Origin of the sequence: Micromonospora sp. U56 (assembly GCF_018070095.1) — a bacterium.
Classification (GTDB): Bacteria; Actinomycetota; Actinomycetes; order Mycobacteriales; family Micromonosporaceae; genus Micromonospora; species Micromonospora purpureochromogenes.
On record NZ_JAGPYL010000045.1, the window covers coordinates 14,383 to 37,619 of the forward strand.

A 23,237-nucleotide genomic window follows, 5' to 3' on the forward strand; every position below is an offset into this window, starting at 1 on the left:
GAGCATCCTACGGAGATGGTCAGCGCTGTCACCTCCTTGCCGTCCCGATGCTCCGATGGAGGTCAAGAGGCTGTCCGCCGTCAGTCGTCGAAGCCGGCCAGGTCGAGCCGGCGCAGCCGGTCGGTGTCGGAGAGCACGTCGACGGCGACGATCCGGCCGTCGGTGACGGTGAAGCCCATCACCGAGATCGGCCGGCCCTGCGCCGCGACCACCGCGCCGGCGGCCCCGTTGACCAGCGCCGGCCGCATGAACGGGTAGAGCCGTCCGAAGGTGACCGCCTGCCCGGCGACCGTCGGCGCGCCGGTGAGCAGCACCGTGTTGCGGCTGCCCGGGCCGGCGTCGGAGCGCAGCACGACGTCGGGGTGCAGCACGGCCACGAGCGCGTCGAAGTCGCCGTCGCGGGCGGCGGCGAAGAACGCCTCGACGACCGCCCGCTGCCGGGCGAGGTCCGGGTCGGGCACGGGGGCCTGCCCGCGTACCCGCCGCCGGGCGCGGCTGGCCAGTTGCCGGGCCGCGGCCGGGGACCGCTCGACCATCGGGGCGATCTCCTCGAACGGCACGGCGAACATGTCGTGCAGGACGAACGCGAGCCGCTCGGCCGGCGTCAGCGTCTCCAGCACCACCAGCAGCGCCAGTCCGACCGAGTCGGCCAGCACCGCGGCGTGTTCGGGGTCGTTCCCGGGCTCGCGGCTGATCACCGGCTCGGGCAGCCGCACGTCGAGGGGTTCCTCGCGGCGGCGCTCCCGCGAGCGGAGCGCGTTCAAGCAGACCCGGGCCACCACGGTGGTCAGCCAGCCGCCGATGTTCTCCACGGCGCCGGTGTCGGCCCGGCTGACCCGTACCCAGGCGTCCTGGACGGCGTCGTCGGCCTCGCTCACCGAGCCGAGCATCCGGTACGCCACCGCCCGGAGCCGGGTCCGGTGCTCTTCGAACCGCTGCGTCAACCACTCCTGCTCGTCGACTGCTGTCACGTCGCCCCCTCGTTGCGTCTCACAGCAGTAGACACAGCCGAGCCGGCCGATGTGACCCCGGGTCGGTGAGTGGGTGCGCGGCGATAGCCCCCGCGAGGCGTCAGGCGGCCTCGGCGGCCGTCCGGGAGCGGCGGCGGGGCAGGGCCGCCAGGTCGCCCGGCGCCTCCTCCCGCCGCTCGTCGCGCACCGGGTCGGCGACCTCCTCGGGGGCGTCGCCGGAAAGTGCCAGCGCCCGCTGCGCGTGGCGGGCGGCCTCGCACGGCCACTCCTGGTGGTCGCAGAGCAGGTTGTCGCAGTGTCCGGTCTCGTCCGGCTGGTGCGCGTCCACCACGCCGGCGGCGAGCCGCCACAGGAGCGGATCTGTCACCCCGGCGGGCACGGTGCCCCGGTCGCGCGGCTCTGGGCGGTCGGTCTCGGACAACGGTCTCCCCCTCTGTCGGTACCGGGGGACAATCTCCACCTCCCGCCCCCGGTAAACGCCCTCGTGGAGTGGTCAACGCCACGTTGACTGATTGACCTGCGCCGGTCCTGGACACCAGCACCGGATGACGACTCGACGGGTGACCCCGGAAAGCCTCGGCGCCTGGCTGGTCAAGGGCAACGCGGACGCGGTCGACCTGGCGCCCCGCTTCGCCGCCGACCCTGGTTCGCCGCGCTCCGGGAGCACCTGCCACCGGCCTGAGCCGGCCTCCGCTCACCACCGCCCGGTTCCGGAGGTTTGCGGCGTGTGGTCCGGGGCATCCGGGGCCACCCGGACTTCGACGGAGGTGGTTGACATGGTGAACAGACCCGGCCGAGGGCCACCGGCGACCGCCGCGTCCCCCGTCCGTCGCGCCGCACAGGCGGCCGGCGTGCTCTTCCTGCTGATCAGGGTGCTGGGTTTCATCCCCGGCATCACCACGAACTTCGACACGATGATGTTCGCCGGGCACGAGTCGAGGGCGAACCTGCTCGGGCTCTTCCAGGTGTCGATCCTGCACAACCTGGTACACCTCGCGTACGGCGTCGCCGGGCTCGCCCTGGCGCGCACGGTCTCCGGCGCGCGCACGTTCCTGCTCGCCGGCGGCGCGATCTACCTGGTGCTCTGGCTCTACGGCCTGGTGGTCGGCCAGGAGACCGGCGCCAACTTCGTCCCGCTCAACACCGCGGACGACTGGCTGCACCTCTTCCTCGGGCTCGGCATGATCGGGCTGGGGGTGGCGTCGACCCGCCGCCCCGCCGGCGCCCGCCGCTGATCCTCGTCCGACGACGCCGCGCTCCCGCGAGGGGCGCGGCGTCGTCGTGTGTGTGACCGACGCCCCTGCGGCCTTGCCTATGCAACTCGTTGCATAGCAGGATGCCCGTATGGCCCTCGAGCACGCGATCCTGGTCTCCCTGTTGGAGCAGCCGGCCTCCGGCTACGAGCTGGCCCGCCGCTTCGACCGCTCGATCGGCCGGTTCTGGACCGCTACCCACCAGCAGATCTACCGGGTGCTCAAGCGGATGGAGACCGACGGCTGGGTCACCGCCGAGGAGGTCGGCCAGGACGGCCGCCCCGACAAGCGGTGCTGGTCGGCCACGGCCGCCGGGCAGAGCGCGCTCGCCGACTGGCTGCGCGCGCCCGTGCAGCCCGAGGCGGTCCGGCACGAGCTGGCCGTCAAGATCCGCGGTGCCGCCTTCGCCGACCGGGCCGGCCGCGCCGACCTGGTCGCCGAGGTCGAGCGCTACCGCGCCGACCACGAGGCGGTCCTCGCCAGCTACCTGGCCGGCGAGCGCCGCGACTTCCCGGCGCCGGACCCCGGCGACGCCCGCGCGGCACTCCAGCACGTCGTGCTGCGCGGCGGCATCGCGTACGAGCGGATGGTGCTGGCCTGGCTCGACGACGTCCTCGCCACCCTGCGCGACCACGCCCGCTGACCCCCACCCTCCGGAAAGGACCCCCATGGCCGACCCGTTGCTCAACCCGCGCACCTACGACCCCGCCCACCTCGACTCCGAGTCCCGCCGGCTGCTGCGCGCCACCGTCGACTTCTTCGAGCAGCGCGGCAAGAAGGTCCTGGTCGACAGCTACAACGACCACACCTGGTACGGCGACTTCCTCGACTTCGCCGCCAAGTCCGGTCTCTTCGCGGCGTTCTGCACCCCGGCCGCCGACGGTGCCGGCGACCCGGCCAAGCGCTGGGACACCGCCCGTAACGCCGCGCTCAGCGAGGTGCTCGGCTTCTACGGCCTCGGCTACTGGTACACCTGGCAGGTCACCGTCCTGGGCCTCGGCCCGGTCTGGCAGAGCGACAACGCCGCCGCCCGCGCCCGCGCCGCCACCCTGCTCGACGCCGGCCACGTGATGGCGTTCGGCCTCTCCGAGCGCAGCCACGGCGCCGACATCTACTCCACCGACATGCTGCTCACCCCGGACGGCGAGGGTGGCTTCCGGGCCACCGGCGGCAAGTACTACATCGGCAACGGCAACGTCGCCGGCCTGGTCTCGGTCTTCGGCCGCCGCGCCGACGTGGACGGCCCCGACGGGTACGTCTTCTTCGCCGCCGACAGCCGGCACCCCGCGTACCACCTGGTGCGCAACGTGGTGAACGCGCAGATGTACGTCAGCGAGTTCCGCCTGGAGGACTACCCGGTGCGCGCCGAGGACGTCCTGCACACCGGGAAGGCCGCCTTCGACGCCGCCCTCAACACCGTCAACGTCGGCAAGTTCAACCTCTGCACCGCCTCGATCGGCATCTGCGAGCACGCGATGTACGAGGCGGTCACCCACGCCCACAACCGGGTGCTCTACGGCCGGCGGGTGACCGACTTTCCGCACGTGCGCCGGGAGCTGACCGACGCGTACGCCCGGCTGGTGGCGATGAAGCTCTTCAGCGACCGGGCGGTGGACTACTTCCGCTCGGCCGGCCCGGACGACCGCCGCTACCTGCTGTTCAACCCGATGACCAAGATGAAGGTGACCACCGAGGGCGAGAAGGTCGTCGACCTGCTCTGGGACGTCATCGCCGCCAAGGGCTTCGAGGCGGACACCTACTTCGACAAGGCCGCGCGGGACATCCGGGGCCTGCCCAAGCTCGAAGGCACCGTGCACGTCAACCTGGCCCTGATCCTGAAGTTCATGGCCAACTACCTGTTCCGGCCGGCCGAGTTCCCGCCGGTGCCGACCCGGCACGACCCGGCCGACGACGAGTTCCTGTTCCGGCAGGGCCCGGCCCGGGGGCTGGGCGCGATCCGCTTCCACGACTGGCGGGCCGCGTACGACGCGCACGCCGGCGTGCCGAACGTGGCCCGGTTCCGGGAGCAGGCCGACGGGCTCTGCGCGCTGCTGGCCGCCCACGCGCCGAGCGAGGAGCAGCAGCGCGACCTGGACTTCCTGCTCGCCCTCGGCCAGTTGTTCGCGTTGGTCGTCTACGGCCAGCTCATCCTGGAGCAGGCCGCGCTGACCGGCCTGGACGCCGACCTGCTGGACGAGATCTTCGACATCCTGGTCCGCGACTTCTCCGGCCACGCCACCGAACTGCACGGCAAGGCGGCCACCACCGACGCGCAGGCGGCGTGGGCGCTGACCCAGGTCCGCCGCCCGGTCGCCGACCCGCAGCGCACCGCCCGGGTCTGGTCCCAGGTGGCGGCGCTCTCCGGCGCCTACGAGATGAACCCCTGACAGACCGCCCGGTCGGACGGTACGCGGAATGGGGCGGGGCGCGGTCGCCGCGCACGGGGCCCCCGCGCCACGCCGCGATCGAGGTCGATCACCCCTCGGTCGTCGCCCCCACCGGCCCAAAGGGGCGGTCCGCCACGGTCGGCCGTCTGGTGGCGTCCCGGCGGGCCCAGGCGGTGGTGAGCAGGACCAGGGCCGCGATGTAGGTGACCATCACCGCCAGCCGGCGCCCGGGCGGCTCCACCCCCGCCGCGCCGAGCCCGATCAGCGCGTCGGAGACGAGGAAGAGCGCCCCGCCTGCCGCCGCCCGGCGGGACACCCCCACCGAGGCGGCGGCCATCAGGCTCAACGCCAGGCTGTAGCCGAGCACCGGCAGCCGCAGGTCGCCCAGCCGCTCCCAGAGCAGCGCGTTCGCGCCCGCCCAGACCGCCAGGTAGCCGGCGAACGCGGCCAGCGGCGCCCGCCGGTGCCGCAGGAAGGCGGTCAGGAAGCAGAGCTGGGTGCCGAGGAAGCACCCCATCCCGACCAGGAACGCGGTGGTGCCGGGCAGCAGCAGCGCCACGTCACCCGCCGTCGCGAACACCAGGCCGGCCGCCACCAGGTCCCACCTGCGGCGTACGCGCAGCAGCCAGGCCAGCAGCAGCGGCGCGAGCAGCGGCTTCGCCGCCCACTGCAGCGCGGGTACGTCGAGTGCGACGCCGGCCAGCTCGACGGCGACGACCGCCGCGTACAGCCCGGGCCAGAGCCGCCTCATCGGGCGGGCTGCCAGCCGGGCCGGCCGAAGACGTGCCCCAGCCGGTGCCGCCAGGACGTGTCCCGCCGGACGTCGGCCCAGATCGCGGCGTACTCGTGGGTGGCCACCCGCAGCGGGTTGTAGGTGTTGATGTTCTTGGTCAGGCCGTAGCGGACGGCGGCGCGTTCGGGCTCGAAGCTGCCGAAGAGCCGGTCCCAGACGATCAGGATGCCGCCGTAGTTGCGGTCGAGGTACTCGGTGTTGGCGCCGTGGTGCACCCGGTGGTGCGACGGGGTGTTGAAGATCCATTCGATCGGCCGGGGCAGCACGTTGATCCGCTCGGTGTGCAGGAAGAACTGGTACAGCAGGCTGATCGACTGCTGGAGGAAGATCATCCACGGCGGGATGCCGAGCAGCGCCAGCGGCAGCCAGAACGGCAGCGAGGTCATCGGCGTCGTCCAGCCCTGCCGCAGTGCGGTGGAGAGGTTGTAGAACGTGCTGGAGTGGTGCACCACGTGGGCGGCCCAGAACAGGCGTACCTCGTGGTGGGTGCGGTGGAACCAGTAGTAGGCCAGGTCTTCGGCGAAGAAGAGCAGCACCCAGGTCCAGACGCTGGTGGGGGAGAGCTGCACCGGGGCGAGGGTCCACAGCCCCACGTAGAGCCCGATGGTGAGCAGCCGCCAGGGCGTGCCGATGAGCACGCTCCCGACGCCCATGGTGAGGCTGGTGGTGGTGTCGCGCAGCTCGTAGCCGCGTTCGTCGTCGTCGGGAGCGAACCGGTACGACACCGCTTCCACGACGACGAGCAGCAGGAACGCGGGTACGGCGTAGAGCACGGCGGGGATCATGCTCGGCATTCCCTTCCTGGTGGGGTGGCGGGGGTGGTGAGCGAGGCGGTGAGCAGCGCGCGGGCCTGCGCGGCGGCGGCGTCGCCGCGCCCGTCGGCGATCGCCTCGGCCAGCCGGCGGTGGCCGGTGACGTCCAGCAGCTCGGCGGCACGCCGCTCGGGCGGCACCTCGCCGACGGCCACCGCCCCGGCGACCAGGCTGTTGAAGGACAGCAGGTACGCCGTGTTGCCGGAGCCGTCGACGATGTCCCGCCAGAGCACGATGTTGGCCTTGTCCATCGCGTGCAGGTCCGGGGCGAGCGCCGCGTACGCCTCGACGTCGCGGATGACGCTGCCCCGCAGCTCGGCATCGGCCCGCTCGGCGCAGAGCCGGGCGGCGTCCACGCCGACGCAGGCGCGCATCTCCAGCATGTCCCGCACCAGCGTGTCGACGGGGAGCACGTCGCCGGACTGCACGAGGGACAGCGCCAGGTCGAGACCGGCGTGCACCCGCCAGTCGAGCACCCGGGTGGCGCCGCCCTGGCTGACCCGGAGCAGGCCGAGCTGTTGCAGCCGCCGCAGCGCCTCGCGCACGGCGTGCCGGTTGACCGCGAACGCGGCGGCCAGCTCGCGCTCGCCCGGCAGCGGTTCCTCGGGGCGGTAGCGGCCGCTGACGATGGCGTCGCGGAGCTGGCCGAAGACGTGGTCGGCGACGGAGCTGCGGGGGACGGGTACGAAGGCCACGGCAGCAGTGTGACCCCGGGCACATCAACCCGTCAACTGGTTGGACCAGTTCGCGTACCCCAAAAAGACGGCGGCCGGGTCCACGACCCGGCCGCCGTTCCGCGGGGGTTCAGTCCCGGCCGCGCTCGCGGCGGTAGCGGCGGATCAGGGCGGCGGTGGAGGAGTCCACGTCGGACAGGTCCGGGTCGCCGCCGGTCAGCTTCGGCGCGAGCTGGTTGGCCATCACCTTGCCCAGCTCCACGCCCCACTGGTCGAACGGGTTGATGTCCCAGATCGCGCCCTCGGTGAAGACGATGTGCTCGTAGAGGGCGATCAGCTGACCGAGGGTGCCCGGGGTCAGCTTCGGCGCGATGATCGAGGTGGTCGGGTGGTTGCCCGGCATCACCCGGTGCGGCACCACGCACGCCTTCGTGCCCTCCGCCTCGACCTGCTCCTTCGTCCGCCCGAACGCCAGCGCGGCGGTCTGCGCGAAGAAGTTCGACATGAACAGGTCGTGCATGTCGCCGAGGTCGTGGTTGGGCTGGCTGAACGCGATGAAGTCGGCCGGGATCAGCAGCGTGCCCTGGTGGATCAGCTGGTAGAACGCGTGCTGGCCGTTGGTGCCCGGCTCGCCCCAGAAGATCTCGCCGGTCCGGTGGTCGACCGGGGTGCCGTCCAGCGTCACCGACTTGCCGTTGCTCTCCATCGTCAACTGCTGCAGGTACGCCGGGAACCGGTGCAGGTACTGCGAGTACGGCAGCACGGCGTGGGTCTGCGCCCCGAGGAAGTTGGTGTACCAGACGTTCAGCAGGCCCAGCAGTGCCGGGACGTTGCGCTGCACCGGCGTGGTCCGGAAGTGCTCGTCCACGGCGTGGTAGCCGGCCAGCAGTTCGCGGAACCGGTCCGGCCCGACCGCCAGCATCACCGACAACCCGACCGCCGACGGCAGCGAGTACCGGCCGCCCACCCAGTCCCAGAAGCCGAACATGTTCTGCGGGTCGATGCCGAAGTCGCGGACCCGCTGCTCGTTGGTGCTCACCGCGACGAAGTGCTTCGCGATCGCCGCGTCGTCGTCGGCGTCCAGCCCGGACAGCAGCCACATCTTCGCCTGGTTGGCGTTGGCCAGGGTCTCCTGGGTGGAGAAGGTCTTCGAGACGATCACGAAGAGGGTGGTCGCCGGGTCGAGGTCGTGGGTCTTGTCGTGGATGTCGGTCGGGTCGATGTTGGACACGAACCGGCAGCTGATTCCGCCGTCCCGGTACGCCTTCAGCGCCTCGTACGCCATCACCGGCCCGAGGTCGGACCCGCCGATGCCGATGTTGACCACCGTGCTGATCCGCTCGCCGGTGTGCCCCCGCCACTGCCCGGAGCGGACCCGCTCGGCGAACGCCGCCATCCGGTCCAGCACCCGGTGCACGTCGGCGACCACGTCCTGGCCGTCGGCGATCAGGGTGGCGTCGCGGGGCAGCCGCAGCGCGGTGTGCAGCACCGCGCGGTCCTCGGTGGAGTTGATGTGCCGCCCGGCGAACATGGCGCAGATCCGGTCGCTGAGCCGGGCCCGCTCGGCCAGCGCGGTGAGCAGCTCCAGCGTCTCGTCGGTGACCAGGTTCTTGCTGTAGTCGACGTGCAGGTCGGCGACCTCGCCGGTGAGCCGCTCACCCCGGCGCTGGTCGGCGGCGAACAGCTCCCGCAGGTGGGTGCCGCGCATCGTCTCGGCGTGCTTGCGCAGCGCCTGCCATTCGTCGGTGGTGGTCACACGCGCAGCCATCGGGTCGATCTTCTCCTTCACGACAGGACGCCGGTGGCGCTCCTCGCGCCGCCGCCGGCTCGGCTCCAGCCTGCCACCCCGGCGGGGTCGGCGCTACGCGACGCGGCAGACCCGTCCCGCACCGTGGTCGGCGACACGCCGTTGCGACACGTGTACGACGCGCCGGTCACGTCGGGACACCGCGTGATCGCTGACAGTAGGCTCTTCTCTGCCCTGTCCCTCGGCCCGGGAGGACCCATGGCGACGGTGATCGGCCCACGCCGCTCGTCCCGACAGGACGGCCCCTCCGACGACGCCGACGAACTGGAGCTGCCGGAGCTGGAGGACGGCCACTGGATGCACCGGGCGACCGAGTTCGCCCACACCAGCTTCCGGTCGGTCGCCCGGCGACTGCCCCACCTGGTCCGCGAGGCGGTCACGCTCGCCTGGGCCACCAGCCGGCGGGACACCCTCGCGGCGATCGGCCTGAACCTCGCGGCCGGGGTGATGACCACCCTCGGGCTGCTCGCCACCACCGGCGTGCTGCGTGAGCTGTTCGCCGGCGGCCCGACACCCGACCGGGTCCGCGCCGCGCTGCCGTCGCTCGTCCTGGCCGCGCTGGCGGTGACGGCCCGGGGCGTCCTCACCGTGACCGCCGGCTGGGCCCAGGCCCGGCTGATTCCCCAGATCAACTACGAGGTGGAGCTGCGGCTCTTCGAGGCCACCACGGCGGTCGAGCTGGCCGCCTTCGACGACGCCGGCTTCGCCGAGGAGATGGACCGGGTCCGGGACCGGGGGATGGCCGAGGCGGCGTCCATCGTCGACCACACGGTCAACCTGATCACCGGCGTGGTCGGCGTGCTGGCCACCGCCGCAGCGGTGACCGTGATCCAGCCCGTGCTCCTGCCGTGCCTGCTGCTCGCCGCGGTGCCCGAGGCGGTCACCGCGGTCCGGATGGCCCGCCGAAAGTACCTGGCCATGCTGGCCCGGATCACCCGCCGCCGCCGGATGTGGATGCTGGCGCACCTGATGGCCAACCGGCGCACCGCCGTCGAGGTCCGGGCCTACCAGATGCGCGACTTCCTGCTGGGCGAGTTCCGCCGCGTGATGGCCGTGGAGACCCGGGCGGAGCTGCGCCTGGTCCGGGCGCAGAGCGCCACCCGGGCGTTCGGCATGTCCGCCGCCGGGGTGGCCGCCTTCGGGATGTACGCCGTGCTCGGCGGGCTGCTGCTCACCGGCGTGGTCGCGCTGGCCGCCGCGGCGACCGCCCTGCTGGCGCTGCAGTCCGCCCGGTCCAGCCTCGGCATCGCCGTCTTCGCCACCAACAACCTCTACGAGGACGCCCTCTACTACCAGGACTACCGGGACTTCCTGGAGCGGGCGCGGGGGCGGATCGGGGTGGGGGAGGGCCGCCCGGCACCCGGGTTCGACACCATCGCACTCGACCGGGTCAGCCTCCGCTACCCGGACACGGACACCCCGGCGGTGGACGAGGTCAGCCTGACCGTCCGCCGGGGCGAGGTGATCGCCCTGGTCGGCGAGAACGGTTCCGGCAAGACCACCCTGGCCAAGCTCATCGCCGGGCTCTACCGCCCCACCGGTGGGACGATCCGCTGGGACGGCGTCGACCTCGCCGAGCTGGACCCGGCGCAGACCGCGGCCCAGGTGGCGGTGATGACCCACGAGTACTGGAAGTTCCCCTTCACCGCCGGGCAGAACATCCGGATCGGCCGGCACGACCGCCGCGCCGACCAGGCCGGCCCGACCGTGGAGGACGCCGCCCGCGCCGCCGCCGCGCACGACATGATCGCCGACCTCCCGTTCGGGTACGACACGTTGCTCGACCGGGAGTTCAAGAACGGCCAGGACCTCTCCGGCGGCCAGTGGCAGCGCCTCGTCGCCGCCCGGGGCCTCTACCGGGAGGCCCGGCTGCTGATCTGCGACGAGCCCTCCGCCGCCCTCGACGCCCGGGCCGAGCACGCCCTCTTCAAACACCTGCGCCGCCGCCCCGACCGGGCGGTCGTCCTGATCACCCACCGGCTGGCCAACGTCCGGCACGCCGACCGGATCTTCGTGCTGGACCATGGCCGGCTGGTGCAGCACGGCACCCACGACGAGCTGATGGCCGCCGGCGGGCTCTACCGGGAGCTGTTCGAACTCCAGGCGAGTGGCTACCTCGCGGCGGCCGGCACGGAGTCCGGGGGCTCGTCGACCGGGTGACCGGCCGGGTGGGACGGTCGCCTCCTCGCGCTGCTTCCCGCCGGTGTCGGCCCATCGACCCCGAAAGTTTCGACGTCCCGAAGCCTCCGGTTCGTCGCCAGCTCCGCAGATACGTCAGGTGCGATGACCGACGTGCGAGACATCGATTTTCGTTGAAGTATCGGAAAGCTTTCGGTACCGTCAGGACGGGACCCCTCGACCCTTGCGGTGACAGTCGCAGCACGGCGGATCCCGGCGCGGCCTCCGGGCGGTCACGTCGGGCGACGGAGCCGGTCACCGCGTCGGGCGACGGTCGAGGCGCGACGTCCCACCCCCATCACTGTCGAAAGGTTGACCTGCCATGACCCACGTCCCCGCCCGCCCGGGCGGACGTCCGACGACCCGAGCCCGGCTCCGCGCGACCCTCGTGGCCGCCGCCGCGGGCGTCGCCGCCCTCGGCACCACGCTCGCCCTGGCGCCCGGCGCCAGCGCCGCCACCACCCTGGGCGCGTCCGCCGCCCAGACCGGCCGCTACTTCGGTACGGCGGTGGCCGCGAACAAGCTCTCCGACGCCACCTACGTCGGGATTCTCAACCGCGAGTTCACCTCGGTCACGCCCGAGAACGAGATGAAATGGGACGCGACCGAGCCCACGCAGGGCCAGTTCACGTACGCCAACGCCGACCGCATCGTCAACCACGCCCGAGCCGACGGGATGCAGGTGCGCGGGCACGCGCTGGCCTGGCACTCGCAGCAGCCGGGCTGGGCGCAGAACCTCAGCGGCACCGCCCTGCGCTCGGCGATGGTCAACCACGTCACCCAGGTGGCGACCTACTACCGGGGCAAGATCCACTCCTGGGACGTGGTGAACGAGGCGTTCGCCGACGGCGGCACCGGCGCCCGGCGCGACTCCAACCTCCAGCGCACCGGCAACGACTGGATCGAGGTGGCGTTCCGCGCCGCCCGGGCGGCCGACCCGACCGCCAAGCTCTGCTACAACGACTACAACACCGACGGGCAGAACGCGAAGAGCAACGCGGTGTACGCGATGGTGCAGGACTTCAAGGCCCGGGGCGTGCCGATCGACTGCGTCGGTTTCCAGTCCCACTTCAACAGCGCGTCGCCGGTGCCGGCCGACTACCAGGCCAACCTCCAGCGCTTCGCCAACCTGGGCGTGGACGTGCAGATCACCGAGCTGGACATCGAGGGGTCCGGGTCGGCCCAGGCCGACAACTACGGCCGGGTCGTCCGGGCCTGCCTCGCCGTGAGCCGCTGCACCGGCATCACCGTCTGGGGCATCCGGGACACCGACTCCTGGCGGGCCAGCGGCACCCCGTTGCTCTTCGACGGCAGCGGCAACAAGAAGCCGGCCTACACCGCCACGCTCGACGCGCTCAACTCCGGCGGCCCCACCACGCCGCCGACCACCACGCCCCCGCCCACCACGCCCCCGCCGTCGACCCCGCCGCCCGGCGGCGCGTCCTGCACGGCCAGCGTGTCGCTCGACTCCTGGACCGGTGGCTTCGTCGCGACCGTGCGGGTCACCGCCGGCGCGTCGGCCGTCCGCGGCTGGACGGTGGGGCTCACCCTGCCGGCCGGCGCCGCGGTCACCAACTCCTGGAACGCGCAGCCCAGCGGCACCAGCGGCAGCCTGACCTTCCGCAACCTCAGCTACAACGGTCAGGTGGGCGCCGGCGCCAGCACCACCTTCGGCTTCCAGGGCACCGGCGTGGGACCGTTCACCACGCCCACCTGCTCGGCGAGCTGAGCGGGTGATCCGGCGCGCCGGGTCGGCCCTCCGCGCCGGGTCGCCCGGCCGGGTGATGCCGAGGACGCGTCCCGGTCGGCGAAGAGGGGGGCGCGGAACAACCCTCCGCCGCCCGCACCACTCGACGCCGGGCCGCCCGTCCTGCCGGCGGTGGAAGAAAGACCCCTTCGGCTTTGTGCTGGGCATGCGGCGCAAGATGCGATGCGTGCCGCGGCGCGACATCATCGACATCGGGCCGGACTTCGCCCGTCGGCAAGCATGATGGGGGTGTTCCCGGTTTTGACTTCCAGCCATGCCACGGGTGTCGGCCCTGTGGAGGAACATGCCGGCGAAGCCTTCCAGTTCCTCGCCGACGACGACGGGTGCATTGCGATGGTGCACCGGGAACGTGATCGATCAGTCCTCGCCTACGTGCTGCCCCAGGTATTCGTCGAAGTCGAGTTGGACTGGGAAGAACGGGCGGCGTTCCTCTTGGTCGGAGAACCGGCCGATGGGGGTCGACCGGCCGGATACTACGTCGATCCGCAGGGCAGAAAGGTGCGTTGGCACCTGACCGCAGCTCTCGACCGAAGCCCCGATCCGGAGCACCGTGGGATGGCGAAACGGCTGCGGCAAGTCACCCGGCGATCGGGCTTCGACGCCATGGTGGCTCAGGTCGACGGGTACGCGGACGCCATCCGGGAGGTGCTTCCTCAGCTCCCGGCCCTGGTCCGAGAACTCCGGTCCTGACCGCACCGTCGATGACGTTGGGCCACGAACTCCGCCTCATCCCCGCCCACCCACTGGCCGTCAGCGGTTCTCGACCGGTGATCCGGGACCGCGATGCGGCCCCGGACCGTCTAGCGGCCCGGTGCCCGGCGGTCAGCCCTGCCGGGCGAAGAACTCCGCCATCGCATGCGTGTGAGTGGAGAAGGCCAACTCGACGGGCTCGGTGAGGACCAGCCACTCGGTGGCCTCCTCGGTCGGCGCCGACGGCGGCAGCCCGTCGGCGGGCCGCTCGGGCAGCTCCCCGAAGATCATGATGGTGCCGCCGGCCGGTGCCTCGTGCACCGCGAACAGCCGGGCCTGGTCGGCCTCGCCGATCAGGCCGGTCTCCTCGCGCAGCTCCCGGACCAGCGCGTCGGCCCACTCCTCGCCGTACTCGATGAAGCCACCCGGCAGCGCGAGCAGGCCGCGCGCCGGTTCGATGTCCCGGCGGACCACCACCAGGCCGAGGCCGGCGTCGGTGCGGACCGGCAGCAGCGCCACCGCGACCGGCAGCGGGTTGCGCCAGACCGTCTCGTCGCAGGCCGCGCAGATTCGCGGCCAGCCGGCGTCCGCCGGGTAGGCGGCGCCGCAGAAGGAGCAGTGCGCGTACGGAGAGCCGGTCATGTCGCCGCACGTTACCGGCCCGGCGGCGGCTCCGGCGACCGATCAACCTGCTCCCGGAGCGTCTCCCGGGCCTGCATCAGCGCGAAGCCGAGCAGGTTCAGCCCCCGCCACCGGGCCGGGTCCTCGGCGCGCGGGTCGTCGGCGGCCAGCCCGATGCCCCACACCCGGTCCACCGGGCGCGCCTCGACCAGCACCCGGTCGCCGGTGCCCAGCAGGTACGCCCGCAGGTCGTCGTGCTGGCCGAACTTGGCGACGCTGCCGGCGACCACGATGTCGTACCGCCGGGCCTCCCACACCGCCTGGTCGAAGCCGCGCACCTGGCGGCCGAGCGCCTTGGCACGGTGCGGGTGGCCGGCGGCGAGGATCAGCTCGCCGGCCTCCTCGTCGCCGAAGAGCGCCGCCTTCTGCCACATCATCCAGTGCTCGGCGGTGGTGAAGCGGCGGCCGTCCACGGTGAACGCCGCTGGCCACCACTGGCTCAGGCAGCCCGCGCCGATCGTGCCGTCGCGCCGGGGCCGGTGCCCCCAGAAGCAGAGGTATTTCACCGGCTGTCCGCTCTGGACGAGGGCGGCGAGGTCGGCGGTACTGCGGGGCGGCGGCATGCTCGACAGTGTCACCCCGGGCACCGACACTCCGCCTCCCGGTTTCCCCCCGGCCCGCCGAAACCGGCTCGTCCGGCGCGCTTGCCGAGTCGGCCCGCGTATCCGGGGGGCCTGGTGGTCAGGCGGCAGGTGCGCCGGTGTAGAAGGCGGTGGTGCGGGCCGTCGCGGCCCGCGCGGCCTCCGGGTCGGTGCCGGCGGCGACGCTGGCCTCGCCCCAGCTCTCGCTGCTCAGGATGACGAACCGTCGCCCCTCCTCGGAGCCCATCCAGGCTTCGGCCTGCTCGGGCGAGATCCCGCTGCCGTCGGCGGCCAGGTGCGAGGCGAGGCCGAGCAGACCGAGGTCCCAGCCGACGCCGACCGCGCCCGGGCCGAACTCCGTCCAGCGGTCGTCGTCGACGTGCGCGACGTGCTCCAGCTCGAACCGGGTACGCCCGTCGCCCTCCGGCGTCAGCCGCACCTCGATCCAGCTGACCTCGTCGCCGTACTCCCAGGTGGCGGCGAAGCTCTTCGGCGGGTCGCAGCGTTGGATGGTGCCGCCGGCGTTGCCCTCGAGCTGGTAGCGGCCGTGCAGCCGCAGCTCGCCGGAGACCGGCAGGAACCAGCGGGGGATGCGTTCGGCGTTGGTGCAGGCGTCCCAGAGGTCCTCCAGGGGCGCGTCGTACGTCTGGCTGATCGTCATCACCCGGGCCTCGCCGGCTTCCAGGGTCCGGCTGCCCACGGTGCGCCGCACGGCGCTGATCTGGTGCGTGACGTCGGTCATCAGGGTTTCTCCTCGGTCGGGTCCTGCGGTGGGTGCAGGCGCCGTTCGCGTCGGCCGCGCGCCAGCTCGGTGGCGAGGGCGTCCAGGGCCGGGGCCCAGAACCGGCGGAAGCCGGCCAGCCACTCGTCGACCTCGCGCAGCGGTCGCGGGTCGACGGCGTAGAGACGGCGGGCGCCCTGCGGTCGGACGGTGGCGAAGCCGTTGTCCCGCAGCACCCGCAGGTGCTGCGAGACGGCGGGCTGCGAGATGCCGTACTCCCGCTGGATCACCGCGCAGACCTCCCCGGCGCTGAGCTCGCCATCGGCGAGCAGCTCCAGGATGCGGCGGCGCACCGGGTCGCCGAGGACGTCGAAGGCGTGCACGGACCCTTTCTATCAGCCAGGGCTTATATAAGCAATCACCCCAGTCGCGCGGCGACGGCGGCGCGCAGCTCGGGAAGCCGGCCGTGCAGCAGGCCGGGGCACTGGGTGTTGTTGAAGTCCTTGTGCCCGTAGATCTCGCTGGGCGCGATGCCGTACTGCTGGCAGGTGAAGGCGCAGAAGACGATCAGGCTGTTCCAGAGCGCCGCCGGCGGCTGCACGTTCAGGTAGATGCCGTCGTTCTCGATACCGATCGCCTGGCTGTTCTGCCCGACGCAGTGCGCGCCCTGCACCATCGTCTGCCCGTGCAGCAGCCCGTAGAGGCTGCCGTGCCGGCCCTCGGTGAGGTATCCGCCCCGGCTGTTGGTGAAGTGCTGCCCGGAGTCGAGCCAGCCGTTGCTGTCCATGTGCAGGTCCTGGATGTCGCGGGAGTTCGCGTACGCCTTGGCCAGGCTGTAGTCGGTGGTGTTCGGGAACGCGGTGTGGTGCACGATGATCTTGTTGGGTCGGCTCTGCACCACGCTGACCGGCGACGACGGGGGTCGGGCGCCCCAGGTCGCGCAGTTGGCGATGACGGGCTGGTCGACGCGGGTGGCGACGGCCCGCGCGTCGCGGCCCCCGCCGAGCTGGGTCAGGGCGGAGGCGCCGGCGGCGGCGCCGAGCAGGACCGCGCCGCGCAGCGCGGCCCGGCGGGACACGGGTACGGACATGGGTGCCTCCTTCGTCGGTGTACCGGTGGCGGACCGCCGCCGGTGGGGGTCAGCAGGGTCCGTTGCAGGCCAGCACCCGGAGCCGGTCCAGGGTGCCGTTCCAGACGTTCTGGTCGCCGGGGAAGACGCCCGACGACGACCACTGCCAGAAGGAGTACGTCGGCCAGCCCGCCGGCAGGGTGCCCACCGTGCTGGCGTAGCGGGCAATCCACAGGGGATTGTTGGCGGCGAACTGCGAGGTGTTGCCGGTGCAGGTGATCCACCAGTCGGTGGTGGTGTAGATGGTGGCCCACCGGCCGGTGCGCGCGTGGTACTGGTTGACGAAGGAGGCGATCCAGCTGCGCATCGCGCTCTGGCTCAGCCCGTAGCAGGTCGCGCCGTACGGGTTGTACTCGATGTCGAGCGCGCCGGGCAGCGTCCGGCCGTCCTTGGACCAGCCGCCGCCGTGGTCGACGAAGTAGTTGGCCTGGGTGGCCCCGCTGGTGGTGTCCGGGCGGGCGAAGTGGTACGAGCCCCGGATCATCCCGACGTTGTAGGAACCGTTGTACTGCTGGGCGAAGTACGGATTGGTGTAGTAGGTGCCCTCGGTGGCCTTGACGTACGCGAACCGGGCGCCGTTGTTCCAGGCGGCCGACCAGTTCACGTTGCCCTGGTGGCTGGAGACGTCCATGCCGGGCAGGCCGGCGGGGGCGGCGCTGGCGGAGCCGGAGACGAGGCCGACGGTGGCGACCACCGTGACGGTCGCCAGCAGTGCGGCCGCGGCCGCGCGGAGACGGTTCATCTTTCCTCCCTGGGGGGCGCCGCGGGGGCGGCGGGAGTGACGAAAGGAACTGTCAGTATTAGGTCATGAAGTGTAGATAAACTTCAATAGAAGAAGTCAAGATTATCTATGGAGTGTGGCCGGTCGACACACCTGACCGTCCGGCCATGGATCCGCGTCGACGTACCCGCCAGAATGGCGGGGCCAGCTGCCGAGCCCGGTGGGCGCGGCCGACGGAGAGGGTGACCGGATGGCGCACATCGACCTCGGCGTGGACGAACGGCGCCAGCCCGGCATCGTCGGCCTGCTGCGGTACCGGCCGGAGACCGCGGGACCGCTGATGGACCTGGCCGAGGTGCTGCTGCGCGGGCCGAGCAGCCTGACCCGCGGTGAACGCGAGCTCATCGCCGCGTACGTCTCGGGCCGTAACGGGTGCGACTTCTGCCGCGCGTCGCACTCCGCCACCGCCGGGGCCCAGCTCGACGACGGCCCCGACCTGGTCGACCGGGTCCTCGCCGACCTGTCGACCGCCCCGGTGCCGGAGAAGCTGCGCGCCCTGCTCCGCCTCGCCGACACCGTCCGCGAGGACGGCCGCGCCGTCACTGGCGAGCTGGTCGACGTCGCTCGCGCCCACGGCGCCACCGATCGGGAGATCCACGACGTGGTCCTGATCGCCGCCGCCTTCAGCATGTACAACCGGTACGTCGACGGGCTCGGCGCCGCCACCCCGGACGACCCCCGGGCGTACGCGATGTCCGCGCAGCGGATCCTGACCGCCGGCTACCGCGCCTGAAAATCTCCGTCGCCGGAGTGTCGATCCGCCCGCCCGTCGATCGTGTGGAGGGTGGAAGCCGATCCACACCAGGAGGACGACATGAAGCAGTACCTGTTGAGCATCTACCAGCCCGAGGGCGGGACGCCGGACCCGGAGTTCCTGGCCGGGGTGATGCGCGAGCTGGGCGCCATCCGCGAGGAGCTCGAGGCGACCGGCTCGTGGGTCTTCGGGCAGGGGCTGCACGCCCCGGAGACCGCCACCGTGCTGCGCCCGAAGGACGGCGAGGTGCTGGTCACCGACGGCCCCTTCGTCGAGGGCAAGGAGTATCTGGGCGGGTTCACCATCATTCGCGCCGCCGACCTCGACGCCGCCCTCGAATGGGGCCGCCGGTACGCCCTCGCCACCAGGCTGCCGATCGAGGTGCGCCCCTTCCAGGGCGAGGGGTGACCCTCGACGTCGAGGCGGCCTTCCGCGCCGAGTACGGCCGGGCGGTCGCCGTGCTGGTCCGCGTCCTCGGCGACATCGACCTCGCCGAGGAAGCGGTCCAGGACGCCTTCACCGAGGCGGTGCGGCGCTGGCCGGAGACCGGAGCGCCGCCCAGCCCGGCCGGCTGGATCATCACCACCGCCCGCCGCCGCGCCATCGACCGGCTGCGGCGGGAGGCCTCCCGGGCGGACCGGCACGCCCAGGCCGCGCTGCTGTACGCCCAGGAGCCACCGGCCGAGGAGGGACCCGTGCGCGACGACCGGCTCCGGCTGATCTTCACCTGCTGCCACCCGGCGCTCGGCCCGGCCGCCCGGGTCGCACTCACGCTGCGCCTGCTCGGCGGGTTGAGCACCGCCGAGATCGCCCGCGCCTTCCTGGTCCCCGAGGGCACCATGGCCCAGCGGCTGGTCCGCGCCAAGGCCAAGATCCGCGACGCCGGGATCCCGTACCGCGTCCCCCGCGACGCCGACCTGCCCGACCGGCTGCGGGCGGTGCTCGCCGTGGTCTACCTGATCTTCAACGAGGGGTACACCGCCAGCGCGGGTGAGCGGCTGGTCCGCACGGAGCTGTGCGCCGAGGCGCTGCGGCTGGGTCGGCTGCTGGTCGATTTGATGCCCGACGAGCCGGAGGCGCTGGGCCTGCTCGCGCTGATGCTGCTCACCGAGGCCCGCCGCCCCGCCCGGGTCACCGCCCAGGGCGCGCTGGTCCCGCTCGCCGAGCAGGACCGCACCCGCTGGGACCAGGCGCTGACCGCCGAGGGGCAGGCCCTGGTCCGCCGCTGCCTGCGCCGCAACCGGCCCGGCCCGTACCAGCTCCAGGCCGCGATCAACGCCGTGCACAGCGAGGCCCCCACCGACTGGGGCCAGGTCCTCCAGCTGTACGACCAGCTCCAGGCGCTCGCCCCCGGCCCGGTGGTGGCGCTGAACCGGGCGGTGGCCGTCGCCGAGGTGCACGGCCCCGCCGTGGCGCTCGCCCTCGTCGACGACCTGCACCTCGACACGTACCACGTCTTCCACGCCGTCCGCGCCAACCTCCTCCGCCGCCTCGGCCGCCCCGCCGAGGCCGCCGCGGCCTACGAAACCGCCATCGCCCACACCGCCAACGCCCCCGAGCGCGCCCACCTCCGCGCCCAGCTTGCGGCCCAGGTTGATCGGCTACGCCTCAGCGACCCGACACGCCGGTGGATGAGCCGTTGACACGTAGCCGATCACGGTGGCCCTAGCAGGTGGCGGGGGCGAATGGGGGTTGTCCACAGGGGAGCTGTTCCTCCACAGGAGGCTTGTGGGGGTGTTGGGGGCGCGGCAGGGTCTGCGGGGTGAATGAGGTGCTCGGGTCGCTGGTCAGGCGTCGAGGGGGCGTGGTGACCTGGGCTGTGGCGCGGCAGGTGGTGCCGGAGTGGATGCTGCGCCGAGCCTGTCGAGCCGGACACCTCGTCCGGGTGCTGCCTCAGGTCTACGTCGACGCCCGGTTGATTCGCGATCCGGTGCTTCCAGGGGATCCCGTGCTCGCCCGCCTCGATCCACCGGCGGCGCAGCGCGCCGCGCTCGCATACGCGGACGGGCGAGCTGCGTTGAGTCAGTTGAGCGCCCTCGACGTGTGGGGGCTGCGCCGCCAGGCCCTCGGTGAGCCGGTGCATCTCGACGTGGCCGCCGGCTCCGGGCTCCGCCCCCGGCCCCACCTCCTCATTCACCACCGACGGGGGTTCTCCCTCGCGCCACCGCAGGTCCTGAGTCGAGGTGGTCTCCCGCTCGTCCGGCTGGAGCGGGCGCTGGTCGACGCCTGGCCGCTGTTGCCTCCCGTGGAAAGGCCCGACGCGGTGATCCGTGCGGTGAACGATCACCTGACCACACCGCAGCGGCTCGGCGCCGCCCTGAGTGCGACTCCGCGACTGCCTGGCCGCGCCGAGCTGCGGGCTCTGCTGGCAAAGCTCGATGCCGGCTGCCGCAGCCCGTTGGAGATCTGGGGTCACGACCACGTCTTCACCGGCCCCGGGATGCCGGCGTTTCAACGGCAGACGCGGATCGTCGTCGGTCGCCGGACGATGTACCTGGACGTCTGGGCCGAGCGGGAGCGGGTCGACTTCGAACTCGACGGCGCCGCGACCCACGGTGACCGGCGACAACGCGAGGTCGACCTGCGGCGGGACGCGCTGCTCGCCACCGCCGGCATCCTCGTGGTGCGCTTCGCCCACCGCCGCCTGGTGCACGAGACCGATGCGGTACGCCGCGAGGTGCTGGCGATCCTCGCCAGCCGCCGCCCGCGCGCGTGACGGTGTCGGCGGGCGCGAGGCGGGCAGGCCTCGACGTCGAACACGATCAGGCCGCACGTGGCGAAGCAGGCAGCGGGTGCGCGCCGAGGGCCTTGCGAGCCGGCAGCTCTGCCGCGCCGGCCCCCAGGCAAGACGGGGTGGGGTCAGTCGCGGAGGGTGCGGAGGATGCGGGTCAGGTGCGCGTGGTCGGCGGGGGAGAGGTGACCGAAGAAGCGGTCCGCCTCGGCGGTACGGGCCGCGCGGATGGCCGCGCCGATCCGCGTACCCTCGTCGGTCAACGTGACCAGGGTCGCGCGCCGGTCGGCCGGGTCGGGGTGGCGCGCGACGAGCCCGCGTTCCTCCAGGCCGTCGACGACCTCGGTGGTGGAGCGGGGTGCGATGTGCAGGTAATCGGCGAGCGCGCTGAGCCGCATGGGCCCGTGCCGACCGAGCACGGCGAGGGCGCGGGCGTGGCCGGGGTTGATCTCCCACGGTTCGAGGGTCTGCCGGGACTGGTGGCGCAGCCGGCGGGCCACCGCCCAGAACAGCTCGGCCAGGCTCTCCTCGTGCGCCTCGCGCTCGTCGGCGTCCACGGGAATACGGTAGCAGCAACTCCTGTTGTTCCCTCATGATGAGGTAACCTCAGCAATAACCCCGACAGGAAGAGGCATTCCTTGGACCCGAGCCCCACCCACCGGGAGGGCCGCGGCGGCGCCCCCCGTACCGTCTCCGCCGCCGAGAAGGCCCAGGCCCGCGACGTGTCGCTGCGCCGCATCGGCCGGCTCTTCACCGCGTACCGCTGGCAGTTGGCCACCATCACCGTGATCATCGTGGTCTCGTCGGTGCTGGCGATGGCCACGCCGTTCCTGCTGCGTGCCGTGATCGACCGCGCGCTGCCCGAGCGCGACCTGACCCTGCTGGTCTGGCTGGTCGTCGGCATGGTCGCGGTCGCGGGCGTGACCGCCGTGCTCGGCGTCGTGCAGACCTGGATCTCCACCCGCGTCGGCCAACTGGTGATGCACCGGCTGCGCACCGACGTCTTCACCCACCTGCACCGCCAGTCGATCGCGTTCTTCACCCGCACCCGCACCGGCGAGGTGCAGTCCCGCATCACCAACGACATCGGCGGCATGCAGACCGTCGTCACCTCCACCGCCACCTCGATCGCGGCCAACCTGACCACGGTGGTGGCCACCGCGGTCGCCATGGTGGCGCTCTCCTGGCGGCTCTCCCTGGTCTCGCTCCTGGTGCTGCCGCCGGCGATCTGGCTGACCCGCAAGGTGGCCCGGATGCGCCGCGAGATCACCGCGCAGCGCCAGCGCGAACTGGCCGACCTCAACGTCACCATCGAGGAGGGGCTGTCGATCAGCGGCGTGCAGCTCAGCAAGACCCTCGGCGCCGGCGCCGCGCTGATCGACCGGTTCGCCACCTCGTCGGCCCGCCTGGTCGACCTCGAACTCCGCTCCGAACTGGCCGGACGCTGGCGGATGGCCACGATGACGGTCATCTTCGCCGCCATTCCGGCGGTGATCTACCTCAGCGCCGGCCTGCCCGGCACCGCCGGCACCCTCAGCATCGGCACCCTGGTCGCCTTCACCGCCCTGCAGGGCGGGCTGTTCCGCCCCCTGATGGGGCTGCTCAACGTCGGCGTCTCGCTGACCGCGTCGCTGGCGCTCTTCGCCCGGATCTTCGAGTACCTGGACCTCCCGGTGGAGGTGGACGACCCGGCGCACCCGGTCGAGATCGACCCGGCGCGGGTCCGCGGCCACCTGCGCCTCGAGGACGTCACCTTCAGCTACCCGGGCAGCGACACCGCCGCCGTCGCCGGGATCACCCTGGACGTGCCGGCCGGCACCAGCCTGGCGCTCGTCGGCGAGACCGGCTCCGGCAAGAGCACCCTGGCCGCCCTGGTCAGCCGCCTGCACGACCCCGGCAGCGGCCGGATCACCATCGACGGCGTCGACCTGCGCGACCTGCGGCTGACCGACCTCGCGGCCGTGGTGGGCGTGGTCAGCCAGGAGACCTACCTGCTGCACACCACCGTGCGGGAGAACCTCCGGTACGCCCGGCCCGACGCCACCGACGCCGAGATCGAGGACGCGGCCCGCGCCGCGCAGATCCACGACCTCATCGCCGGCCTTCCCGACGGGTACGACACGGTGGTCGGCTCCCGAGGGCACCGCTTCTCCGGCGGGGAGAAGCAGCGCCTGGCGATCGCCCGCACGCTGCTGCGCGACCCGCGCATCCTGGTGCTGGACGAGGCCACCAGCGCCCTGGACACCGAGACCGAACGGGCGGTGCAGCGGGCCTTCGACCAGCTCGCCCGGGGTCGTACCGTGATCACCATCGCGCACCGGCTCTCCACCGTGCGCGACGCCGACCAGATCGCCGTGGTCGACCACGGGCGCATCGTCGAGTCCGGCACCCACGACATGCTGATCGACCGCGACGGGCGCTACGCGGCGCTCGCCCGCTGACCCGGCGCCGCCAGCGGTCCGGCGGCGTCGGCCGGGGGCCCGAGACCATCGGGCGGCGCCTGGCAGAGACAACGGGGCTGTCGAT

At 72.6% G+C, this 23,237-nt stretch carries 24 protein-coding genes; 11 read left to right on the forward strand and 13 right to left on the reverse strand.

The features are described from left to right. Nucleotides 1-80: 80 nt before the first annotated feature. Both sigJ and KBX37_RS16790 read right to left on the reverse strand, forming a co-directional pair. Nucleotides 81-971 (reverse strand): RNA polymerase sigma factor SigJ, encoded by an 891-nt coding sequence (sigJ, locus tag KBX37_RS16785; RefSeq protein ID WP_307849093.1) that lies wholly within the window; start codon nucleotides 969-971, stop codon nucleotides 81-83. A gap of 100 nt (nucleotides 972-1,071) precedes the next feature. Further along, a complete protein-coding gene (locus tag KBX37_RS16790) occupies nucleotides 1,072-1,338 on the reverse strand; it encodes a hypothetical protein (protein ID WP_210776917.1) in 267 nt (88 codons plus the stop codon). A 409-nt stretch (nucleotides 1,339-1,747) separates the two neighbouring features. Between KBX37_RS16790 and KBX37_RS16795 the strand changes: the two genes are divergently transcribed. The 3 genes from KBX37_RS16795 (at nucleotide 1,748) to KBX37_RS16805 (ending at nucleotide 4,611) form a co-directional block, all read left to right on the forward strand. After that, nucleotides 1,748-2,206, forward strand: a complete 459-nt coding sequence (locus KBX37_RS16795) for a DUF4383 domain-containing protein (RefSeq protein ID WP_210776882.1) — start codon at nucleotides 1,748-1,750, stop codon at nucleotides 2,204-2,206. Nucleotides 2,207-2,315: 109 nt separating this feature from the next. Then, nucleotides 2,316-2,867 (forward strand): PadR family transcriptional regulator, encoded by a 552-nt coding sequence (locus KBX37_RS16800; protein ID WP_210776883.1) that lies wholly within the window; start codon nucleotides 2,316-2,318, stop codon nucleotides 2,865-2,867. Nucleotides 2,868-2,892: 25 nt separating this feature from the next. Then, nucleotides 2,893-4,611 carry an acyl-CoA dehydrogenase gene (locus KBX37_RS16805; protein WP_210776884.1) on the forward strand — a complete coding sequence of 573 codons (1,719 nt, stop codon included), beginning with the start codon at nucleotides 2,893-2,895 and terminating at the stop codon, nucleotides 4,609-4,611. Nucleotides 4,612-4,699: 88 nt separating this feature from the next. On the opposite strand, the gene KBX37_RS16810 is transcribed toward KBX37_RS16805, so the two are convergent. The 4 genes from KBX37_RS16810 to pgi form a co-directional block, all read right to left on the reverse strand. Beyond that, nucleotides 4,700-5,362: a lysoplasmalogenase gene (locus KBX37_RS16810; protein WP_210776885.1), complete on the reverse strand. Its 663-nt coding sequence runs from the start codon at nucleotides 5,360-5,362 to the stop codon at nucleotides 4,700-4,702. Further along, complete coding sequence (locus KBX37_RS16815; protein ID WP_210776886.1) at nucleotides 5,359-6,189, reverse strand: sterol desaturase family protein; 831 nt, start codon at nucleotides 6,187-6,189, stop codon at nucleotides 5,359-5,361. Before KBX37_RS16815 ends, KBX37_RS16810 begins: the two co-directional genes overlap by 4 nt. Continuing rightward, nucleotides 6,186-6,911 (reverse strand): FadR/GntR family transcriptional regulator, encoded by a 726-nt coding sequence (locus KBX37_RS35625; RefSeq protein WP_210776887.1) that lies wholly within the window; start codon nucleotides 6,909-6,911, stop codon nucleotides 6,186-6,188. The genes KBX37_RS16815 and KBX37_RS35625 overlap by 4 nt, the downstream gene beginning before the upstream one ends. Nucleotides 6,912-7,020: 109 nt before the next feature. Continuing rightward, nucleotides 7,021-8,658: a glucose-6-phosphate isomerase gene (gene pgi, locus KBX37_RS16825; RefSeq protein WP_210776888.1), complete on the reverse strand. Its 1,638-nt coding sequence runs from the start codon at nucleotides 8,656-8,658 to the stop codon at nucleotides 7,021-7,023. A 237-nt stretch (nucleotides 8,659-8,895) separates the two neighbouring features. Between pgi and KBX37_RS16830 the strand changes: the two genes are divergently transcribed. From KBX37_RS16830 to KBX37_RS16840, 3 genes are all read left to right on the forward strand, one after another. Beyond that, complete coding sequence (locus KBX37_RS16830; RefSeq protein ID WP_210776889.1) at nucleotides 8,896-10,857, forward strand: ABC transporter ATP-binding protein; 1,962 nt, start codon at nucleotides 8,896-8,898, stop codon at nucleotides 10,855-10,857. A 340-nt stretch (nucleotides 10,858-11,197) separates the two neighbouring features. Continuing rightward, entirely contained in the window at nucleotides 11,198-12,604 is a 1,407-nt protein-coding gene (locus tag KBX37_RS16835) for an endo-1,4-beta-xylanase (RefSeq protein ID WP_210776890.1), read from the forward strand. Nucleotides 12,605-12,871: 267 nt separating this feature from the next. After that, complete coding sequence (locus tag KBX37_RS16840) at nucleotides 12,872-13,333, forward strand: hypothetical protein (RefSeq protein ID WP_210776891.1); 462 nt, start codon at nucleotides 12,872-12,874, stop codon at nucleotides 13,331-13,333. Between the two features lie 132 nt (nucleotides 13,334-13,465). Here KBX37_RS16840 and KBX37_RS16845 read toward each other — a convergent pair whose 3' ends face one another. From KBX37_RS16845 to KBX37_RS16870, 6 genes are all read right to left on the reverse strand, one after another. After that, nucleotides 13,466-13,975: an NUDIX domain-containing protein gene (locus tag KBX37_RS16845; RefSeq protein ID WP_210776892.1), complete on the reverse strand. Its 510-nt coding sequence runs from the start codon at nucleotides 13,973-13,975 to the stop codon at nucleotides 13,466-13,468. A gap of 11 nt (nucleotides 13,976-13,986) precedes the next feature. Then, nucleotides 13,987-14,577 (reverse strand): NADAR family protein, encoded by a 591-nt coding sequence (locus KBX37_RS16850; RefSeq protein WP_210776893.1) that lies wholly within the window; start codon nucleotides 14,575-14,577, stop codon nucleotides 13,987-13,989. A 118-nt stretch (nucleotides 14,578-14,695) separates the two neighbouring features. After that, the gene (locus tag KBX37_RS16855; RefSeq protein WP_210776894.1) at nucleotides 14,696-15,337 is read right to left on the reverse strand and encodes an SRPBCC family protein; all 642 of its coding nucleotides are present in this window, start codon (nucleotides 15,335-15,337) and stop codon (nucleotides 14,696-14,698) included. Further along, complete coding sequence (locus tag KBX37_RS16860) at nucleotides 15,337-15,699, reverse strand: helix-turn-helix transcriptional regulator (protein WP_210776895.1); 363 nt, start codon at nucleotides 15,697-15,699, stop codon at nucleotides 15,337-15,339. The genes KBX37_RS16855 and KBX37_RS16860 overlap by 1 nt, the downstream gene beginning before the upstream one ends. A gap of 35 nt (nucleotides 15,700-15,734) precedes the next feature. Continuing rightward, entirely contained in the window at nucleotides 15,735-16,406 is a 672-nt protein-coding gene (locus tag KBX37_RS16865; RefSeq protein ID WP_210776896.1) for a peptidoglycan recognition family protein, read from the reverse strand. A gap of 49 nt (nucleotides 16,407-16,455) precedes the next feature. Further along, the gene (locus tag KBX37_RS16870; protein ID WP_210776897.1) at nucleotides 16,456-17,187 is read right to left on the reverse strand and encodes a lysozyme; all 732 of its coding nucleotides are present in this window, start codon (nucleotides 17,185-17,187) and stop codon (nucleotides 16,456-16,458) included. A 229-nt stretch (nucleotides 17,188-17,416) separates the two neighbouring features. On the opposite strand from KBX37_RS16870, the gene KBX37_RS16875 reads away from it, so the two are divergent. The 4 genes from KBX37_RS16875 (at nucleotide 17,417) to KBX37_RS16890 (ending at nucleotide 20,696) form a co-directional block, all read left to right on the forward strand. Next, on the forward strand, nucleotides 17,417-17,959 hold the full coding sequence (locus tag KBX37_RS16875) for a carboxymuconolactone decarboxylase family protein (RefSeq protein ID WP_210776898.1): 543 nt from the start codon (nucleotides 17,417-17,419) through the stop codon (nucleotides 17,957-17,959). 51 nt (nucleotides 17,960-18,010) lie between these two features. After that, nucleotides 18,011-18,388, forward strand: coding sequence for a YciI family protein (locus KBX37_RS16880; RefSeq protein WP_374103768.1), 378 nt, complete (start codon nucleotides 18,011-18,013; stop codon nucleotides 18,386-18,388). Continuing rightward, nucleotides 18,385-19,623, forward strand: a complete 1,239-nt coding sequence (locus KBX37_RS16885; protein WP_307849094.1) for a sigma-70 family RNA polymerase sigma factor — start codon at nucleotides 18,385-18,387, stop codon at nucleotides 19,621-19,623. The genes KBX37_RS16880 and KBX37_RS16885 overlap by 4 nt, the downstream gene beginning before the upstream one ends. A gap of 164 nt (nucleotides 19,624-19,787) precedes the next feature. Beyond that, the gene (locus KBX37_RS16890) at nucleotides 19,788-20,696 is read left to right on the forward strand and encodes a DUF559 domain-containing protein (RefSeq protein ID WP_307849095.1); all 909 of its coding nucleotides are present in this window, start codon (nucleotides 19,788-19,790) and stop codon (nucleotides 20,694-20,696) included. A gap of 143 nt (nucleotides 20,697-20,839) precedes the next feature. Here the strand turns inward: KBX37_RS16890 and KBX37_RS16895 are convergent, their stop codons facing one another. Beyond that, the gene (locus KBX37_RS16895) at nucleotides 20,840-21,268 is read right to left on the reverse strand and encodes a MarR family winged helix-turn-helix transcriptional regulator (protein ID WP_210776901.1); all 429 of its coding nucleotides are present in this window, start codon (nucleotides 21,266-21,268) and stop codon (nucleotides 20,840-20,842) included. 81 nt (nucleotides 21,269-21,349) lie between these two features. Here KBX37_RS16895 and KBX37_RS16900 point away from each other — a divergent pair, with 81 nt between their 5' ends. Next, nucleotides 21,350-23,152 carry an ABC transporter ATP-binding protein gene (locus KBX37_RS16900; RefSeq protein ID WP_210776902.1) on the forward strand — a complete coding sequence of 601 codons (1,803 nt, stop codon included), beginning with the start codon at nucleotides 21,350-21,352 and terminating at the stop codon, nucleotides 23,150-23,152. Nucleotides 23,153-23,237 lie beyond the last annotated feature (85 nt).

Coding starts and splice junctions, on each gene's coding strand:
- KBX37_RS16795 (WP_210776882.1), top strand. CDS start 1,748: ATGGTGAACAGACCCGGCCGAGGGCCACCGGCGACCGCCGCGTCCCCC.
- KBX37_RS16800 (WP_210776883.1), top strand. CDS start 2,316: ATGGCCCTCGAGCACGCGATCCTGGTCTCCCTGTTGGAGCAGCCGGCC.
- KBX37_RS16805 (WP_210776884.1), top strand. CDS start 2,893: ATGGCCGACCCGTTGCTCAACCCGCGCACCTACGACCCCGCCCACCTC.
- KBX37_RS16810 (WP_210776885.1), bottom strand. CDS start 5,362: ATGAGGCGGCTCTGGCCCGGGCTGTACGCGGCGGTCGTCGCCGTCGAG.
- KBX37_RS16815 (WP_210776886.1), bottom strand. CDS start 6,189: ATGATCCCCGCCGTGCTCTACGCCGTACCCGCGTTCCTGCTGCTCGTC.
- pgi (WP_210776888.1), bottom strand. CDS start 8,658: ATGGCTGCGCGTGTGACCACCACCGACGAATGGCAGGCGCTGCGCAAG.
- KBX37_RS16830 (WP_210776889.1), top strand. CDS start 8,896: ATGGCGACGGTGATCGGCCCACGCCGCTCGTCCCGACAGGACGGCCCC.
- KBX37_RS16835 (WP_210776890.1), top strand. CDS start 11,198: ATGACCCACGTCCCCGCCCGCCCGGGCGGACGTCCGACGACCCGAGCC.
- KBX37_RS16845 (WP_210776892.1), bottom strand. CDS start 13,975: ATGACCGGCTCTCCGTACGCGCACTGCTCCTTCTGCGGCGCCGCCTAC.
- KBX37_RS16850 (WP_210776893.1), bottom strand. CDS start 14,577: ATGCCGCCGCCCCGCAGTACCGCCGACCTCGCCGCCCTCGTCCAGAGC.
- KBX37_RS16855 (WP_210776894.1), bottom strand. CDS start 15,337: ATGACCGACGTCACGCACCAGATCAGCGCCGTGCGGCGCACCGTGGGC.
- KBX37_RS16865 (WP_210776896.1), bottom strand. CDS start 16,406: ATGTCCGTACCCGTGTCCCGCCGGGCCGCGCTGCGCGGCGCGGTCCTG.
- KBX37_RS16870 (WP_210776897.1), bottom strand. CDS start 17,187: ATGAACCGTCTCCGCGCGGCCGCGGCCGCACTGCTGGCGACCGTCACG.
- KBX37_RS16875 (WP_210776898.1), top strand. CDS start 17,417: ATGGCGCACATCGACCTCGGCGTGGACGAACGGCGCCAGCCCGGCATC.